The organism is Allocoleopsis franciscana PCC 7113 (genome assembly GCF_000317515.1).
Classification (GTDB): domain Bacteria; phylum Cyanobacteriota; class Cyanobacteriia; order Cyanobacteriales; family Coleofasciculaceae; genus Allocoleopsis; species Allocoleopsis franciscana.
In genome coordinates, this window is the sequence record NC_019738.1 from 486,855 (window position 1) to 506,196 (window position 19,342).

Genomic DNA, 19,342 nt, shown 5'->3' on the forward strand with positions numbered 1-19,342 from the left:
CAGGAGTAATGAATGTATACCGAACTGCGCTCGGTTTATGAGTACCAAGTTGGGGGAAGCCTGCCATTAGAAGCCCCCAGCTATGTGACGAGGCAAGCTGATGCTGATTTATATCGAGGCGTGAAGGCAGGGCAGTTTTGTTATGTCCTCAACTCGCGACAGACGGGAAAATCTAGCTTGCGGGTGCGAACCATGCAGCGATTGCAAGCTGAAGGGATAAGCTGTGCGGCTGTTGACTTGACAGCCATCGGTAATCAGAATATCCCACCTGATCAGTGGTATGCGGGGGTGACTTATACGTTAGCCAGTAGTTTCAATCTCTTAGATCAGGTTGATATTGGCACCTGGTGGCGCGATCGCAAATTTCTTCCCCCCGTGCAACGGTTGAGTGAATTTATCCGAGAGGTGTTGCTCAAAGAAATTCATCAAAATATAGCTATTTTTGTGGATGAAATCGATAGTGTTTTAGCCCTCAATTTTCCTAGCCATGATTTTTTTTCCTTAATCCGATCCTGCTACAACAATCGTGCTAACCAGCCAGAATATAAGCGTTTAACTTGGATTGTATTAGGCGTGGCAACCCCCTCTGACTTGATTAAGTCTACACGCAAAGTCACACTTTTTCATATCGGCAATGCCATCGAATTAACGGGTTTTAAAAGGCATGAAATTCAACCTTTATTTCAATCTCTAATGGACATAATCCCTAATTTGAATGATGTCATTCAAGAGGTATTGAATTGGACAGGAGGACAGCCGTTTTTGACTCAAAAACTGTGTAAACTGATTCTTCAGGAGTCAGGACGATTGATAACAGGTTCTCAATCCAATATCCACAATGAAAAAATTACAATTACGGGGTGGATTGAAAGCTTAGTACACTCTCATTTGCTGGATAATTGGGAAGTGACTGATGAGCCAGAGCATTTGAAAACAATACGCAATCGCCTACTTAAAAGTGGAGGGCGTATATTGAGACTCCTGGGACTGTACCAAGAAATTTTGCAACAAGGAGAAGTCGCAGCCAACAATAGTCCAGAGCAAGTTGAGTTGCGCTTGTCAGGATTGGTTTTTAAACAGGATGGAAAGCTAAAAGTTTATAACCGCATATATCAGTCAGTTTTTAATCTGATTTGGGTGGAGAAAACGTTAACTAATTTGCGACCTTATGGTTCATCTTTACTAGCCTGGGAAGCATCAAATCGAAACAATGAATCCTATTTATTAGGGGGACAGGGATTACAGGATGCCTTAGCTTGGGCAACGGATAAAAGCTTAAGCGATCGCGATGAGCAATTTTTGGCAGCTAGCCAACAAAAGGCGAATCCAATACTCACTCAAAAAGAGGAAAAGTTAACGGAGACATTATTCCCATCACCCAGTACTAAGCATTCTGCATCAAGATACTGGACATTGGTCAGCCTTGATGCAGCAGGAAAGCGTAGAATCCAAGAAATAGCTTCAGCTAAAGCGTTTTTCCTCGCCTCATTCCCAGAGGTTGCCACTCGCCGTGAAGTCCCCCATAGCCAGGTTCAGTATCAACTTTTTTCCTGGATGAGAGACATAACGGAACCCTACACGGATACACAACCTAAGCCAGAAAAAGACGTAACAGGTACAAAAACAGCCAACAGAAGTGTTTTAGCACAACGTTGTCTGCAATGTTTTATCTCCAGCCAAATCGAACAGGTTTGCCTGAAACTAGAAGCGCAGTTTGGCACTCAACATGGCTTCAATTGTAGTGATTTATTACGCTTTGTTTTAGATGAGCAGGGCACAAGACAACCGACAGGAAAAACAACCTCAGCCTCAAATGTTTACCAATCTCTGTCCCAGGAGATCTTGCAAAATTTTGACCCACAGCAGAGCCGTTTAGCCACCTGGACAACTCGACTGGTAAAGCATCATCGAGAACTCAATGGGTTTTTACTTGAACATGGAGTTTATCTCATCAGCGATTGGGCAATTCTTAACGATACCACTACTAAACAAATTGAACGTATTTTTTCACAGTTTTACTGTCTAACTTCGATGGAAATCGAGCAAGCCAAGCTTCTTCTTGAAAGCTACCACGCCGTCTATCGAGTTCAACGATTAAAGCAACGCCAAGCTGGAATGAAGGGACAATGTGCGCCACTCACCACAGAACAACTCCAGCAAATTGCTCAACGATTCTCCACGCAAACCCATAAGGTGCTTCGTCCCGAAACATTGTTGGCAAAACTGCACAATATGGCGTCTCACCTGAGAAAGTACCGTATTCACGTCCGGGGGGGGTTTCTGCCAACCCAATCTATTGATATCTCGATTATTCCCAATCGAGCTAATGCTACAACTGAGCGCAGTTTACTGCATAGTTTGATGGATGACAAAAATACGACTGATTTGGAAACAGAGTTTTTAGATTCTTATTACGAACAATTTCTCGCTTGTTTAGACCAAGCGATTGCAGATATCACTGAACAACGAGTTAGGAAACTACAGCGTAAAGACCCCGAAAAAGCCCAAAAATTTCTCACCGCATTACATCTATTTCATCGGCAGGGTAAGTCAATGGGGGAAATTGCCAAACAAGTGAATCTAAACGCTCAGTTTCATGTCTCCCGCCTGCTCCAACTCAAATCTTTTCGGACTCATATTCAACAGCGGTTTTTAATATTATTGCGCGATCGCGTGATTAACGTCGCCAAAGTCTATACTGACCCGGAACGCCTCCAATCTCTCAGTCAACAGATTGAACAGGCACTACAGGAACAAGTTACACAAGTCATTGAAGACGCCGCCACAGAAGCGAGTACACCGACTTGTACCAAAAACCAAACTCTATCCACCAGTCTTTTCAGCGAGAGACTTTGCCACTACCTGGATAAGATGAAATAATTGTCAATAAATCTAGGATACTTCCATGCCGTCTTTTAGCGGTTGACTTCTCTTCAATCAAATTTTTTGATAAGTTTAAGGGAGAGCCAGTCCTTTCATGATGTTGGTTCTGAATTCCCTGAGCAAAAGCGAGAAGATGAGCTATGGTTACGTCCGTTCAATACTCTATAGAAGCGATCAAGGATGAAGCACGTCAACTGCTCCTTAAGGGACTTGTGGCGAGTCAACAGCCCATTTATACTCTCTGTCAATACATTCCTGCCTCTGAATGGGTTTGTGTTGAGTGCGAGCTAGAAAAGAATGACTTTTTGTTAAGAGATCGCATCATTGACTTACTGGGTCGCTAAGAGTGGGAATCCGACTCAATGACTTACCAACGTATCTAGCCACTTGTTGCGTTTTATACCATAAATTTTAAATCTGTATGTTGCCTTAAATTGAGGTAAAAAACAAGGTGGACAACTGCCATTAGATTCTGTACCCTGGCAAGGAACTGAATAAGTCTTTTATAGTAGTTACGAAGGCGATTAGGATAAAGCCAAATACTGAAACCTTGACCTGTCAATATGCATCCCTTCGGGAGCATCCCAAATGTGTAAACTGCCCCTCAGACTAGAAGTCTGGGGCTATACAAACGAAGTCCGCCAGCGCGGACTAATCTTTAGCCTGCGGAGGCAGGCTTGGTTTGTGTAGCTGCGATTTCTAATCGCCTGGTATTTTTGCTTGCATTGGGATGCTCCCCATCCCTTCTACCCCCTCGGATGAGTTCCGGTGCCTTCTGTCCTCCTATGAGCTCCGGTGCCCTCTACCTTTTGCGTCGATAACCTATTGGTGAGTAGCATCTCTCTTAGGAGGGATATTGTGTTGACCTGACCTAGGTAGATAATTTAAAAAACTGGACTATTAAAAACAACACGAACGGTTACACTAAAAGACTTACAGAAAAAGTTATCCATCTGCCATCCTAGGGATACGGGAATGTCGTGTTCATTCACCCTTTGGTTGCGATACTTTAGGTTTTATAAGCCTCTCAAATCCTCAAGGTTCCTGGCTGAGTTAGTCACCATTATAAGCAAGAGGTCGGTTTCCATCATTACCAGCTTTGTTTTGCCAAATGCAATTACCCTGATCTAATTCATTGCCTTAGGAACCTTCCCGCCGCCCAGATCCAAGCCGGGTGTACATTTTGCTCCGAAGACGACATCAGTACTATTGGGACAGATTATGCCAACTGCACAAGCGCCTCAACAAAATACAGAAGATCTCGATCTAAAACAGCTACTGAGAACCTTGACGGCTGTCAAAAAAGGTAACTTCTCGGTACGGATGCCCGTCGAGCAGACGGGCATGGCGGGGAAGATTGCCGATGCGCTCAACGATATTATTGAGCGGAATGAACGAATGGCGGCAGAATTAGAGCGGATTAGTACGATTGTCGGCAAAGAAGGCAAAATTACGCAGCGTGCCTCTCTGGGAAATGTAACAGGTTCGTGGTCAGCGAGTATTGATTCGGTGAATGCCCTGATTACAGATTTAGTCCAGCCTACCGCTGAAACGGCGCGTGTGATCCGGGCGGTGGCGAAAGGTGACTTATCCCAAACCATCGCAACGGAGATTGAAGGCAGACCCCTCAAGGGTGAATTTCTCTCCACGGCGCAAGTCGTGAATACCATGGTGGCTCAGTTGTCGTCCTTTTCTAGTGAAGTGACACGGGTGGCGCGAGAAGTGGGTACCGAAGGCAAGCTGGGCGTTCAAGCCGAAGTGCAAGGAGTGGCAGGTACCTGGAAGGATTTAACCGATAACGTCAACTTGATGGCGGGGAACCTCACGGCCCAAGTCCGGAATATTGCCGAAGTTACCACAGCAGTGGCCAATGGCGATCTCTCCAAGAAAATTACCGTCGATGTCAAAGGCGAAATTTTTGAACTGAAGAACACCATGAACATCATGGTAGACCAGCTCAACTCCTTTGCTTCAGAGGTAACGCGGGTGGCACGAGAAGTGGGTACCGAAGGCAAGCTGGGCGTCCAGGCCGAAGTGCGAGGCGTTGCGGGTACTTGGAAAGACTTAACCGACTCAGTCAACTTGATGGCAGGAAACCTCACCGCCCAAGTCCGGAATATTGCCGAAGTTACAACCGCCGTGGCAAATGGCGACCTCTCCAAGAAAATTACCGTTGATGTCAAAGGCGAAATTTTTGAACTGAAGAACACCGTCAACATCATGGTAGACCAGCTCAACTCCTTTGCTTCAGAGGTAACGCGGGTGGCGCGAGAGGTGGGCGCAGATGGGAAATTAGGGGGTCAAGCGGAAGTTCGGGGCGTGGCAGGTACGTGGAAAGATTTGACCGATTCGGTGAATTTCATGGCGGGAAGCCTTACGGCACAGGTGCGTAATATTGCCGAAGTCACAACGGCAGTGGCAAACGGTGACCTCTCCAAAAAAATTACCGTTGATGTGAAAGGGGAAATCTTAGAGCTCAAAGATACCATTAATACGATGGTAGACCAGCTCAACTCCTTTGCCTCAGAAGTAACGCGGGTAGCGCGAGAAGTGGGTACGGAAGGGAAACTCGGTGTGCAGGCAGAAGTGCAAGGAGTTGCAGGTACCTGGAAAGACCTCACCGACAGTGTAAACTCGATGGCGGGAAATCTCACCGGACAAGTGCGGAATATTGCCGAAGTTGCCACGGCAATTGCTAATGGTGACCTCTCGAAGAAAATTACCGCCGATGTGAAAGGGGAAATCTTGGAGCTGAAGAATACTATGAATATCATGGTGGATCAGCTCAACTCCTTTGCTTCTGAGGTCACCAGGGTAGCGCGAGAAGTGGGTGCAGAAGGAAAGCTGGGGGGACAAGCCGAAGTCCGGGGGGTTGCCGGTACCTGGAAGGATTTAACCGAATCGGTGAACTTCATGGCAGGAAGTCTTACCGCCCAAGTCCGTAATATTGCCGAAGTCACAACCGCCGTAGCCAATGGTGACCTCTCGAAGAAAATTACTGTTGATGTAAAAGGGGAAATTTTAGAGCTGAAAAATACCATGAATATTATGGTAGATCAGCTCAATTCCTTTGCCTCGGAGGTAACCAGAGTTGCCCGTGAGGTGGGGAGTGAAGGCAAGTTGGGCGTCCAAGCCGAAGTGCGAGGCGTCGCGGGTACCTGGAAGGATTTGACCGATTCGGTGAACTCGATGGCGGGGAATCTAACCGCCCAAGTCCGGAATATTGCCGAAGTGACGACAGCAGTGGCGAATGGCGACCTCTCCAAGAAGATTACCGTGGATGTGAGAGGCGAAATTCTCGAACTCAAGAACACCATCAATATTATGGTGGATCAGCTTAGTTCCTTTGCCTCGGAGGTCACCAGGGTAGCGCGAGAGGTGGGGACGGAAGGCAAGCTGGGTGTGCAGGCAGAAGTGCGAGGCGTTGCCGGAACCTGGAAAGACTTAACCGACAACGTGAACTTGATGGCGGGGAATCTCACCGGACAGGTGCGAAACATTGCCGAAGTGGCAACGGCGATCGCTAATGGTGACCTGTCTAAGAAAATCACAGTTCAGGTTAAAGGTGAGATTTTAGAGCTGAAAAACACTATTAATATCATGGTGGATCAGCTTAGTTCCTTTGCTTCTGAGGTAACCCGCGTTGCCCGTGAGGTGGGGAGTGAAGGGAAACTAGGAGTGCAAGCCGATGTCCGGGGGGTAGCCGGTACCTGGAAAGATTTGACCGATTCGGTGAATTTCATGGCGGGTTCTCTGACATCCCAAGTGCGGAACATTGCCGCCGTGACAACTGCTGTGGCAAACGGCGACCTCTCCAAGAAAATTACCGTGGATGTCAAAGGGGAAATTTTGGAGTTGAAAAATACCGTGAATGTCATGGTAGATCAGCTCAATTCCTTTGCCTCTGAGGTAACCCGAGTGGCGCGAGAGGTGGGGACGGAAGGAAAATTAGGCGTCCAAGCCGAAGTGAAGGGGGTGGCGGGTACCTGGAAAGATTTAACCGATTCGGTGAACTTCATGGCGGGAAGCCTTACCGCCCAGGTGCGGAACATTGCCGAAGTCACGACGGCGGTGGCAAACGGCGACCTCTCTAAGAAGATTACCGTGGATGTGAAGGGCGAGATTTTGGAGTTGAAGAATACCATTAACACGATGGTAGACCAGCTCAACTCCTTTGCCTCCGAGGTAACCAGGGTCGCCCGTGAGGTGGGGACGGAAGGAAAATTAGGCGTCCAAGCTTATGTGAGAGGGGTGGGCGGAACCTGGAAGGATTTAACCGATAATGTCAACTCGATGGCGGGGAATCTCACCGCCCAAGTGCGGAATATTGCCGAAGTTACGAAGGCGGTGGCGAATGGTGACTTATCGAAGAAAATCACGGTTGATGTGAAGGGCGAGATTTTCGACCTGAAAAATACGATCAACGTCATGGTGGATCAGCTTTCCTCCTTCGCCTCAGAGGTCACTAGGGTGGCGCGAGAGGTGGGGACGGAAGGGAAATTAGGCGGTCAAGCCCATGTTACCGGGGTGGCGGGGACGTGGAAAGACCTTACCGATTCGGTGAACTCAATGGCAGGAAATCTCACAGCCCAAGTGCGAGGCATTGCCAAAATCGTCACGGCAGTGGCGAATGGGGACTTGAAGCGGAAGTTGATGTTGGATGCGAAGGGCGAGATTGAAACCTTAGCCGATACGATCAACGAGATGATCGACACCCTAGCTACCTTTGCCGACCAAGTTACCACGGTGGCGCGGGAAGTGGGGATTGAAGGGAAATTGGGTGGACAAGCCAAGGTGCCGGGGGCGGCGGGAACCTGGCGAGATTTGACGGATAATGTGAACGAACTGGCGGCAACCCTAACCACCCAGTTACGGGCGATCGCAGAAGTGGCAATTGCGGTAACCAAGGGCGACTTAACGCGATCGATTGCCGTAGAGGCGCAGGGTGAAGTGGCGGTCCTCAAAGACAACATCAACCAGATGATTGCCAATCTACGGGAAACTACCCAGAAGAACACCGAGCAAGACTGGTTGAAAACCAACCTCGCCAAGTTTACCCGAATGCTGCAAGGACAACGGGATTTGGAAACGGTTTCCAAACTCATCTTGTCCGAACTCACCCCCTTGGTGGGTGCCCAGCATGGTGTGTTCTACATTATGGATGGGAACGAAACTCATCCCCTGCTGAAGCTTTTAAGTAGCTATGCCTACCGCGAACGCAAGAATCTGGCGAATCGCTTCCGCTTAGGAGAAGGCTTAGTGGGGCAATGCGCCTTAGAAAAGGAACGGATTTTAATTACGGAACTTCCGGACGACTATATCAAAATCAGTTCGGGTTTAGGAGAATCCTCACCCCGCAATGCAGTCGTTTTACCTGTGCTGTTTGAGGGCATGGTCACGGCAGTGATTGAACTGGCATCGTTTAGGCGCTTTAATGAGATTCATTTGACATTCTTCGACCAACTCACTGAAAGTATTGCGATCGTTTTAAACACCATTGCCGCGAGTATGCGTACTGAGGAGTTGCTCAAGCAGTCCCAGTCCCTCACCGAAGAACTGCAAGCCCAGCAAAAAGAACTCACCCAAACCAACAAACGCCTCGAACAACAAGCCCAATCTCTCAAAGCCTCGGAGGAACTGCTCAAGAGTCAGCAGGAAGAGTTACAACAAACCAACGAAGAACTCGAAGAGCGATCAGAGTTGTTAGCCCTGCAAAACCGAGAAGTTGAGCGCAAAAATCGGGAAATTGAACAGGCACGGCAGGCGCTGGAAGAAAAGGCTGAGCAACTGGCGCTAACCTCGAAGTACAAGTCGGAATTCTTGGCGAATATGTCCCATGAGTTGCGGACACCGCTCAACAGCCTGTTAATTCTGGCAAGATTGCTCTCGGATAACACCGAGAAGAATTTGTCGGGTAAGCAAGTGGAATATGCCCGAACCATTCATTCGGCGGGCACCGATCTACTCACTCTAATTAATGACATTTTGGATTTGGCCAAAATTGAATCAGGCACCATGGGCGTTGAGATTGACCAGATGCGTTTTAGCGACCTAGCGACTCACATGGAACGCACTTTCCGTCAAGTCGCCCAGGATAAGAGACTCGATTTTAGTTTAGAATTCGACTCCAGTCTGCCACGAGCCATCTATACTGACTCGAAGCGCTTGCAACAAGTGTTAAAAAATCTGCTCGCTAATGCTTTTAAGTTCACGGCTCAAGGGCAAGTCAACTTGCGGGTTACCATCGCCAATCATGGCTGGAGTCTGACTCATGAGGTCTTGAATCGGGCAACGACGGTGATTGCCTTCTCGGTGAGCGATACAGGCATCGGCATTCCTTTGGATAAACAGAAGGTGATTTTTGAAGCGTTTCAGCAAGCGGATGGCTCCACTAGCCGGAAATACGGGGGCACGGGTTTGGGCTTGTCCATTAGCCGCGAAATTGCTCGACTGTTGGGCGGAGAAATTACTTTGCTGAGTAGCCCCGGTCAAGGAAGTACGTTTACTCTTTACCTCCCTGATTCTTACCAAGGGGGAACAGATGGGACAGTCATGCGGGGCGGTGTGGTAGGACAGGGGAACGGATGGAGTTCCGCTGAACAGGTAAGGGGAGAAGGGGAACTCTCCAGACCTATGTTGGAGAGTTTTTCTGGGTCTATGCTGCCTCAATCTCCCGTTTCCCCCTCCTCCCTGTTGCCCTCGTCTTCGCCAGCCATTTCTTATCTTTCCACATCGCTACCGCAGCAGGATGGGGCGATATCCATTGCCGATGACCGGGAGAATATCCAACCCGATGATCGCGTACTATTAATTATCGAAGATGACCTCAAATTCGCTCGTATCCTTTTGGATATGGCACGGGAACAGGGGTTTAAGGTGCTGGTGGCTGCACGCAGTGATATCGGTCTAGCGATGGCGCGGGAATATCAGCCGGATGCCATTACTCTGGATATTCAGTTGCCCGGAATGGATGGTTGGATGGTGCTTGATCGCTTAAAGCATGACCCGAATACACGTCATATTCCTGTGCATATCCTCACCGTTGAGGAGGGACGACAACGGGGTCTACAATTGGGCGCGATCGCTTATTTACAAAAACCCATCAACCCCGATACGCTGCTCGAAGCCATCTCTGGCATTAAGAGCTTTGTTGAGCGTCAGGTGAAAAATTTGTTGGTGGTGGAAGATAATGAGACGCAACGCCAGAGTATTATCGAGCTGATCGGTAACCATGATGTGTCTACAACGGCGGTGGGAACAGGGGCAGAGGCGCTAGCGACCCTGAAAACAGGATTATTTGATTGCATTGTCCTGGATTTGGGGCTGCCCGATATGACCGGGTTTGAACTCATTGAGCAGATTAAGCAAGAACCGGGTCTTTCCAAGTTGCCGATCATCATTTACACCGGGCAAGAGCTAACGCGAACCGAAGAAACGGAACTCAAGCGCATGGCTGAAACGATCATTATCAAAGATGTGCGATCGCCAGAGCGTCTTTTGGATGAAACGGCTCTATTCTTGCACCGGGTTCAGCGTGACTTGCCAGAGCCAAAGCAGCAGATGTTGGAACAACTTTATCAATCCGACCCTGTCCTTGCGGGCAAGAGGGTGCTGATTGTAGACGACGATGTGCGGAATATCTTTGCCTTGACGAGTATGTTAGAGCATCATCAGATGCAAATCTTCTATTCTGAAAACGGCAGGGATGGCTTAGCTCTCTTACAACAAACTCCGAATATCGATGTGATTCTCATGGATGTGATGATGCCAGAGATGGACGGGTATGAAACGACGCGGGCTATCCGTAATATCAGTGAATATGCCTCTTTGCCGATTATTGCCCTCACCGCCAAAGCGATGAAAGGTGATCGCGAAAAGTGCATTGAAGCTGGAGCGTCGGACTATATTACCAAACCCGTGGATTCTGAGCAATTACTCTCTCTGTTGCGTGTTTGGCTCTATCGTTAGTGGCAGAAGGCAGGAGGTAGGAGGTAGGAGGTAGAAGGCAGAAGGCAGGAGGTAGGAGGTAGAAGGCAGGAGGTAGGAGGCTGGCAAAAAGTATGAAGGAAGAAAGATGTTAACAGAGTCGGGTACAGCCTAGGATGAAACAGACTACACGGCTTCATCCTTCAAGGTCTCATCGGTCACCCTGTCCTGTCATAAGCACATGCCTGTCCCCTACTACAACCCTGTCCAAAAAAAGGACGAACTCGAAGACATCGAAATTCAGCTATTTTTAGAAGCTCTTTTTCGCTATTACGGGTTCGATTTTCGAGATTATGCTCTCGCCTCCCTCAAGCGCCGTATCTGGAATGCCGTCCAAGCCGAGCAGTTAACCAGCGTTTCGGGGCTACAAGAGAAGGTGCTTCATGACGCTACCTGTCTGGAGCGATTTCTTTTGGGTCTGTCGGTTAATGTAACTTCCATGTTCCGCGACCCCAGCTTTTACCTGGCTTTCCGCCAGAATGTCGTGCCACTTTTACGCACCTACCCGTTCATTCGCATTTGGCACGCCGGATGCTCAACGGGGGAGGAGGTGTATTCTATGGCAATTCTCCTAGAGGAGGAAGGATTATATCACCGTTGCCGTATTTATGCAACCGATATGAATGAACTTGTATTAAAGCAAGCCAAGCTCGGTGTATATTCCATGAAGGCGATGCAAGACTACACTCAAAATTATCTGCAAGCTGGGGGTAAGCAATCTTTCTCTCAATACTACACAGCCGCTTATGAACACGCGATGTTTCGTTCATACCTAAAAGAAAATATCATTTTTTCTCAACATAATCTAGCGATAGATGGATCTTTTAATGAATTTAATGTCATATTGTGTCGGAACGTCCTTATATATTTCAATCAATCGCTCCAAGAGCGAGTACACAAGTTATTGTATGAAAGCATGAGTCGATTTGGCATCTTAGGTTTAGGACGCCAAGAGTCGCTTAAATTCACCCCACACGAACATCAGTATGAGGCGTTAGATAAGCGTGAGAAGCTTTACCGCAGGATTGGGTAGGGATTGGAAAGAAGAGGATGTAGAGAGAGGGATTGAAGATATCCTGGCTTCCCCATGTCTGCCTGTATTCGGGTTCTCTAGGCTCATATCCCCTTTTGTTGGGACGAAAGCTCCGGACGGCTCATCCCCAGTCCCCAGTCCCTTCCATCTCGAAGGGAGGCAATGGCTTCCATGAAGGATTGTCCATATAAAATTGTTGTAGTGGGTACATCATTAGGGGGGTTACAGGCTCTCCAGATTTTGCTTCCCAGTCTGCCCAAAAGCTTCCCCTTGCCCGTGGCGATTGTCCAACATCGTCACCGAGACTCCAAGGATAGCTTAAGCGTCTTCTTACAGGACTATTGCGCTTTGCCGATTACTGAAGCAGAAGACAAAGAAGCGATCGCACCAGGACGAGTCTACTTAGCCCCCCCTGACTATCACTTGCTCATCGAAGAGGGTCACTTTGCCCTCTCGACAGAAGGTGCCGTTTGTCATGCACGACCTTCCATTGATGTATTGTTTGAATCAGCCGCTGATGCTTACGCAGAGGGAGTGATTGGGGTAATTTTGACCGGCGCGAGTCATGATGGAAGTCAGGGGCTGCTCAAAATCCAAGAACAAGGCGGTTTGGCAATCATTGAGGAACCGACAACGGCTCAAAGCCCAACCATGCCAAAAGCCGCGCTCGCCGCTTTACAGCAGCAGCAGCGTGTCTCCAACACGGTTGTGACAGCGTATTGGATTTTCCCTCTCCGTGAAATTGCTCCTTTTCTCGTCAACCTTTGCCACTTGGCGCTGAGGTAGAACTATGCCGTCTCAAGCAAAAGTTAACGTCCTGATGGTGGATGACCACCCAGAAAATCTGATGGCCTTGGAGGCCGTCTTAAGTGGTCTGGGTCAGCATTTGGTCAGAGCCAATTCTGGTGAAGAAGCCTTAAGATGTCTGCTGAGTCAGGATTTTGCGGTAATTCTGCTGGATGTTCAGATGCCAGGGATGGATGGATTTGAAACCGCGACTTTAATCCGCAAGCGACCGCGATCGCAGCATACACCGATTATTTTCCTCACCGCCTATAGCACCAGCGATAAGCAGATGTTCAAAGGCTATTCCTTGGGCGCGGTAGATTACCTATTCAAACCCATTGAACCGGACATCTTAGCCTCTAAGGTCGCTGTATTTGTTGACCTGTTCAAAAAGACGGAAGAAGTCAAGCGCCAAGCCGCCGAACTGACCGCCGTCAACAGCGAACTCCGGGAAAGTGAAGAGCGATTTCGCTCCTTGAGCGCTTCCTCCCCCGTGGGCATTTTCCTCACGGATGTGGAAGGTCGTTGTACCTACACCAACCCCCGTTTCCAATCGATTTGTGGTCTGTCGCTTCAGGAAAGTTTAGGAGAGGCTTGGTTGCAGTCGGTGCATTCGGAAGACCGCGCTCAAGTCCAGATCGATTGGTTGAACTGGACACTAGCAAACCGTGAATACTCCAGTGAGTTTCGCGTACAAACCCCCGATGGAATTCTGCGTCAGGTGCATGTCCGAACGTCCCCCATGCTCTCGGCGCAAGGCGAATTACTGGGTCATGTCGGTACCCTAGAAGACATCACCAATCGCAAGATAGCCGAAGAAGCACGCGCTCAAGTGATCCGTGAACAAGCCGCACGCATTGAGGCAGAAGCGGCGAATCGGATGAAGGATGAGTTTTTAGCTACTCTTTCTCACGAACTCCGCACCCCCCTAAACTCTGTACTGGGTTGGGCGCGACTGCTGCGTACCCGTTCCTTTGACGAAGCCACAATCGCCCGTGCCTTGGAAACCATTGAACGAAATGCCCAGGCTCAGGCTCAAATGATTGAGGATATTTTAGATGTGTCCCGGATTATTCGGGGCAAGCTGCAACTCAATCTACGTCCGATTACCCTGATTCCCGTGATTGAGGCGGCAATAGAGGCGGTGCGTCCCACCGCTGAGGCCAAATCGCTACAATTGGAATCCTGCCTCGATCCCTCCCTGGAACGAGTGATTGGTGACCCAGATCGTTTGCAGCAAATTATTTGGAATCTGCTCACGAATGCGATTAAGTTTACCCCGGAAGAGGGAAAAATTGAGGTGCGTTCTTTACGGGTGGGTTCTCGTGTACACATTCAGGTGAAAGACACGGGGATTGGCATCCAACCAGAATTTATTCCCTATGTTTTTGATCGTTTTCGCCAAGCCGATAGCACGACAACCCGCTCTCACGGAGGTTTAGGGCTGGGATTAGCCATTGTTCGCCATTTAGTAGAACTGCATCACGGAAATATCTCTGTCGAGAGTGAGGGAGAGGGGAAGGGATCGACGTTTACTCTAGAACTTTTGCTTTCTAACAGTTCTCCATCCAAACTGAGCAGTTTAAAACAACGAATCGTCATGACAGAAGACGAGGATTCTCGCCGGAAAACCGACGTTGAAAGCTCGAACACGCTTTCCGGATTGCAGATTCTGCTCGTCGATGATGAGCCGGACGTGCGCGAAGTGCTGACGACGGTGATGGAGAGTTCGGGAGCCAAAGTGATTGCGGCTGGCTCTGTTCAGGAGGCACTACAAGTTCTTGACCAAATGCAACCGGATGTATTAGTGAGTGATATTTCTATGCCCCAGCAAGATGGTTATATGTTGATCCGTCAGGTTCGAGAGCGAGAGACTCGGCAAGGAGGATGTCTTCCCGCTTTAGCATTGACGGCTTATGTGAGAGAGGAAGATTGTCAGCAGGCGATCGAATCGGGATTTCAAAAGCACATGTCTAAACCAGTTGATACGACTGAGTTAGTGATGGCTGTTGCCAATCTGACTGGGCGTGCCGTGACTCAAGAAGTATAAAGTAGGAAAAAAAGATTTTGAGAGGTTTTGGCCTTGTCATTCACTTATCATCGTACAATTCGTTTCTCAGATACGGATGCGGCTGGTGTGGTTTACTTCGCCAATGTTCTATCGATTTGCCATGAAGCCTACGAAGCCTCATTAGCCGCATCAGGGATTAATCTCCAATCCTTTTTTACGAATTCAGCCGTGGCAATTCCGATCATTCATGCCAGCGTAGATTTCTTGCGTCCGATGTTGTGCGGCGACTCCATCATCATCCTCTTGACACCCCAGCCACTGAGTGAGCATCAATTTGAGATTGCGTATCAAATTATTGCCGCGTCGTCAGAGCAATCCTTAGCAAAAGCCATGACTCGCCATGTTTGCATTGCTCCGAGTACCCGAAAAAAGATTCAGCTCCCGGATGAACTCGCACAATGGTTATGTTGAGGCAGAGTGTAAGGGTGTCTAGTTCTTTGTTAAAGACGGAAAGGAAACATCAGCCGACTTAAACTTTTTCCCTAAATTTTTTTAAAGGAAAGATTTATAAAGCGCAGCTTTTTGAAGGCGGTAAATAGAGCCGTGAGCCAATTCCACCTTTTTTTGTGAATCCCGACAAACGAGTATTGCTGCCATGTTTCGTCGTACTCATAAAAATCGAGCATCACGATGGCAGTTTCCTCGTCATCCGCCTCAACCTCAAGCTCCCGTATGGTCTTCCCATCAAGGTTGCTGACAAATACCCCCACCCAGGTAGTCATCGGTTCACTCAATTCTGCAACACTTATCATAGCCCTACCCTCTAAGGATTTGTAGATGAGTTAATGTCCTGTTTTGTCGTAACACACAGAGGGGACAGTACTCAGATCTTAATCTTTTATCTTAATCGCGGAGAAGACCCTATGTTCCGCTACGCTTGATCTGGCGGTGAAAGGCGGGACAGGGAGGCATTTAGGTTTGTGCCACAATGTCTGAACACAGAGCAGAAACTCAAACCATCCTAGCATCAAGCTAAGGTTTCGTTACATTTTTCAAGAAAATCACTCTCAGCAAAGTTAACTTAAATTTACTTTTATTGCACTCTTAAAACAAAAATAAAATACAGGAGTTATCTATTGTATTTTTCCGAAAAAGTACTACATTGAAATTAGAAGCAAATCAAGCTTCTCTGGCAGATATTCCAGCTTGGTTGATGACAACTTCGCAAAGGAGGATAGCCAATACCGAATTCATCTAATATCTGTCTCATCAGATTATCTAACACTAGTAGCCACAACAAGATAACTGAATATATCCTCAATATAGTGGATCGGGAGTAATGCTTCTAAACGGTTTAACTTAGAGCAACTCTGTGTAATAGTACTCAAGGGAGGAAGTCAGTTATAAAGTTCTCCGACAGATATTTCAGTTTAGTGAAGTACAACTTCGTCAAGGAGGATAGGAAATACCTAATTCATCTAATATCTGTCTCATCAGATTTGATAAAAACAACAGTACACAACCAGACAACTGATACATCCTCAAATAGAGAATAGGGAGTAATGCTTCTAAACGATGTAGTTTAAAGCAACTCTATCTAAAATGACTCAAGGGAGGACGTTAATCAGGAAGTCAGGCTTGTGTGCTGTTGTTGTGTGCAAAGAGTGAGGATTGGTGAAATTCTGGCGCGATCGCTCTTGGTTCAGATCCCCAGCTTGTCGTAGTAGAGTAGACTATCTATCCGTAGTCCACCATCAATTTCTTCAAGTAAGCGTGCTGAGCAGAACCAATCCCGAACCATCCGGACGCCGTCAAAAATTGCCCCATCAGCGCTGGCAAATCGCACCGCTACAGGCAGAACAAGCTGCCAAACTTGCCCAAGCCACAGGACTTTCACCCCTGTTGAGTCAGGTTCTGATTAACCGAGGATTCCAAACACCCCAAGCGGCACAGGTGTTTCTCAATCCCGAAACTCAGGCGATGCCTGCACCGATGGATGAATTTCCCGACTTAGCGATTAGTGTAGAGATGCTGCAAGAAGCGATCGCTAATCAAGAAAAAATTGCCATCTGTGGGGACTATGATGCGGATGGCATGACGAGCACTGCCTTGTTACTTCGGGCTTTGCGTTGGTTGGGTGCCGATGTAGACTATGCCATCCCTAGCCGTATGAAAGATGGTTATGGCATTAATACGCGAATTGTCGATGAATTAGCCGAGGCAGGCTTTAGGCTGATTTTAACCGTCGATAATGGGATTTCTGCCCATGCTGCGATCGCACGAGCCGTAGAACTGGGTATAACCATTATTATTACCGACCACCACGACTTACCTCCCGAACTCCCGGAAGCCGATGCCATCCTCAACCCGAAACAGCTAGATGAATCCTCCCCTTATCGAGGACTGGCAGGTGTGGGAGTCGCATATATTTTAGCCGTTACTCTCGCGCAAGAATTGGGGCAAATTCAGGGCTTAACTAAACAACTATTAGAACTGTTTACCCTGGGAACCATTGCTGATTTAGCCCCCTTAACGGGAATTAATCGGCGCTGGCTACGGCGAGGGTTACGACTTTTACCTCATTCAGAATTAACCGGGATTCAATCACTGATTCAAATGTCTGGCGTGAGTGAAGACCAAAAAGCACTTAAACCCGAAGATATTGGCTTTAAGTTAGGCCCTAGAATTAATGCGATCGGTCGCTTAGCTGACCCCGAAATTGTGATCGAATTGCTAACCACCACCGATCAAGGTGTTGCTTTAGAACGGGCAATGCAGTGCGAACAAATTAACCAAAAACGTCAACAACTCTGTGAACAAATTGAGCAAGAGGCGATCGCTTTCATCGAACAGAGTCAGCTTAATTTACAACAAGAACGTGTATTAGTCATCGTTCAACCTGATTGGCATCACGGCGTCATTGGTATCGTTGCCTCTCGTTTGGTGGAACGCTACGGCGTCCCCGTGTTCATCGGTACCTACGAAGACGAAGACAAGGAACATATTCGCGGTTCAGCACGCGGGATTCCTGAATTTCATGTGTTTGAAGCCTTAGAATTCTGTAAGGATTACTTAGGCAAGTTTGGTGGACATCAAGCAGCGGGTGGCTTCTCCTTACCTGCCGAACATTTAGAAGCGTTTCGTAAATCTCTCAGCCAGTTTGCTCATGAGTGTTTGCAACCTGAACACCTCAAACCACTGGTTAGCATTGATGCCCAAGCTGACTTTACTCACCTAACCCTCCAACTCTATCAACAACTTGATGCATTTCATCCCTGCGGAATTGGTAATCCCGACCCCATTTTTTGGACGCCTAATGTTCAGGTTGTTGAGCAAAAAATTATTGGAAAGGGACACCTAAAACTGACGTTCAGTCAGGACAACCAACCCATTAAAATGACAGCCCTGGCATGGCGGTGGGGCGAGTACTTCCCCCTACCCTCACGAGTCGATATTGCTTACAAACTGCGAGAGAATACCTGGAATGGTAACACCGCGATTGAGTTGGAGTTAGTCGGTATTCGCTTATCTTCTGCCCCTCCCTCTCTGACTCAAAAAGCAGAATTTTATCACAACGAACGCCGCTACACTTGTAGTTTGTCAGAGGCTTTAAACGAGCTAAAAATTAGAAATTCTGAAGGAAAAGTCCTAGCTATTCAGAAGGGACAACGTATCGGGCTATTAGGACTGACCAGAGAAGATGCAAAAGAGGTCGATGTTACACAACCTCATTATTATCAGTTGATTAAAGCAGCAACTCGTGCTTTAGAACTTTCTTAAAAATTTAAAAGGTTAGAAGGTTGAAAGCTATGAGTCATAGACTTCCCCGGCGAGTTAATGAAAACTCTCCTAACCTTCAACCTGCAATCGTCTTCTATTCTTCTATTACAGATCGCCCTTAAGAGCAGCCAGAGCAAAAATAACGATGGGGCCAGCCAGCACAACAGCCGCTAGCATAGTCAGCTGAGCAACGACTTCCCAATTAACATTACCCAAAAAGCTTAAATCCATTTTTCCTCCCGAATTGACCCAGGCAATTCAATCGCACAATTAAAAATTCCCGCTTAGATTTTACTCGGTAAATCCCTCATATTTTTAAGGAACTTAACAAAAAGTTGTAAAACGCAATGAAACCCGATCAGGCATCTGCCGAAGCCAAAACTCGTTAAGCTGGATGAGCATGGAACTGTAGCCCTTTTTTACGTTAATGGCAACTTGGTGTTGTGTAAAGCAATGTGGTGCGTGCTGTCATCTGGACCCCGCCGAACGTCCCGACTTAGAGACTTATCTTTCTTCAGAGGAGCTAGAGCTGTATCTGAGTCTGGTGGGTGAAGGGGGATGGTGTGTGAATTTTGACCACGCCACCCGTGAATGCCGCATTTACTCAAATCGACCTCGCTTCTGTCGGGTGGATGCGGATGTATTTCAGGAAATGTACGAGATAGAACCAGAAGAGGTAAACGATTTTGCGATTGATTGCTGTCGCCAGCAGATTGAAGGCGTTTATGGCGATCGCAGTTTGGAAATGCTGCGATTTGACCGAGAAGTCGGAATTTAACTCAGGCTATCGGTTTTGAATGCTGCCAAGCCTCACCAACAGGGTGCATCCCAAAGTTGCATAAACAGTTTTGAGAAGAGACAAG

At 47.7% G+C, this 19,342-nt stretch carries 11 protein-coding genes; 9 read left to right on the forward strand and 2 right to left on the reverse strand.

The annotated features are described in order from the left end of the window. Positions 1-12 precede the first annotated feature (12 nt). The 7 genes from MIC7113_RS37880 (at position 13) to MIC7113_RS02130 (ending at position 15,170) form a co-directional block, all read left to right on the forward strand. Positions 13-2,880 carry an AAA-like domain-containing protein gene (locus MIC7113_RS37880; protein ID WP_015180520.1) on the forward strand — a complete coding sequence of 956 codons (2,868 nt, stop codon included), beginning with the start codon at positions 13-15 and terminating at the stop codon, positions 2,878-2,880. Positions 2,881-3,023: 143 nt separating this feature from the next. Continuing rightward, on the forward strand, positions 3,024-3,227 hold the full coding sequence (locus tag MIC7113_RS02105; RefSeq protein WP_015180521.1) for a DUF4327 family protein: 204 nt from the start codon (positions 3,024-3,026) through the stop codon (positions 3,225-3,227). 877 nt (positions 3,228-4,104) lie between these two features. Then, on the forward strand, positions 4,105-10,851 hold the full coding sequence (locus MIC7113_RS02110; RefSeq protein ID WP_015180522.1) for a HAMP domain-containing protein: 6,747 nt from the start codon (positions 4,105-4,107) through the stop codon (positions 10,849-10,851). Positions 10,852-11,050: 199 nt separating this feature from the next. After that, positions 11,051-11,902, forward strand: a complete 852-nt coding sequence (locus tag MIC7113_RS02115; RefSeq protein WP_015180523.1) for a CheR family methyltransferase — start codon at positions 11,051-11,053, stop codon at positions 11,900-11,902. Between the two features lie 171 nt (positions 11,903-12,073). Beyond that, entirely contained in the window at positions 12,074-12,688 is a 615-nt protein-coding gene (locus tag MIC7113_RS02120; protein WP_015180524.1) for a chemotaxis protein CheB, read from the forward strand. 4 nt (positions 12,689-12,692) lie between these two features. Next, positions 12,693-14,738: a hybrid sensor histidine kinase/response regulator gene (locus tag MIC7113_RS02125; protein WP_015180525.1), complete on the forward strand. Its 2,046-nt coding sequence runs from the start codon at positions 12,693-12,695 to the stop codon at positions 14,736-14,738. A 33-nt stretch (positions 14,739-14,771) separates the two neighbouring features. Then, complete coding sequence (locus MIC7113_RS02130; RefSeq protein WP_015180526.1) at positions 14,772-15,170, forward strand: acyl-CoA thioesterase; 399 nt, start codon at positions 14,772-14,774, stop codon at positions 15,168-15,170. A 71-nt stretch (positions 15,171-15,241) separates the two neighbouring features. Here the strand turns inward: MIC7113_RS02130 and MIC7113_RS02135 are convergent, their stop codons facing one another. Beyond that, on the reverse strand, positions 15,242-15,511 hold the full coding sequence (locus MIC7113_RS02135; RefSeq protein ID WP_015180527.1) for a hypothetical protein: 270 nt from the start codon (positions 15,509-15,511) through the stop codon (positions 15,242-15,244). A gap of 961 nt (positions 15,512-16,472) precedes the next feature. Here MIC7113_RS02135 and recJ point away from each other — a divergent pair. Beyond that, the gene (gene recJ, locus MIC7113_RS02140; protein WP_015180528.1) at positions 16,473-18,479 is read left to right on the forward strand and encodes a single-stranded-DNA-specific exonuclease RecJ; all 2,007 of its coding nucleotides are present in this window, start codon (positions 16,473-16,475) and stop codon (positions 18,477-18,479) included. A 105-nt stretch (positions 18,480-18,584) separates the two neighbouring features. Here the strand turns inward: recJ and psb30 are convergent, their stop codons facing one another. Then, the gene (psb30, locus tag MIC7113_RS02145; protein WP_015180529.1) at positions 18,585-18,710 is read right to left on the reverse strand and encodes a photosystem II reaction center protein Ycf12/Psb30; all 126 of its coding nucleotides are present in this window, start codon (positions 18,708-18,710) and stop codon (positions 18,585-18,587) included. 196 nt (positions 18,711-18,906) lie between these two features. On the opposite strand from psb30, the gene MIC7113_RS02150 reads away from it, so the two are divergent. After that, complete coding sequence (locus MIC7113_RS02150; RefSeq protein WP_015180530.1) at positions 18,907-19,257, forward strand: YkgJ family cysteine cluster protein; 351 nt, start codon at positions 18,907-18,909, stop codon at positions 19,255-19,257. The last annotated feature ends 85 nt before the right edge of the window (positions 19,258-19,342 follow it).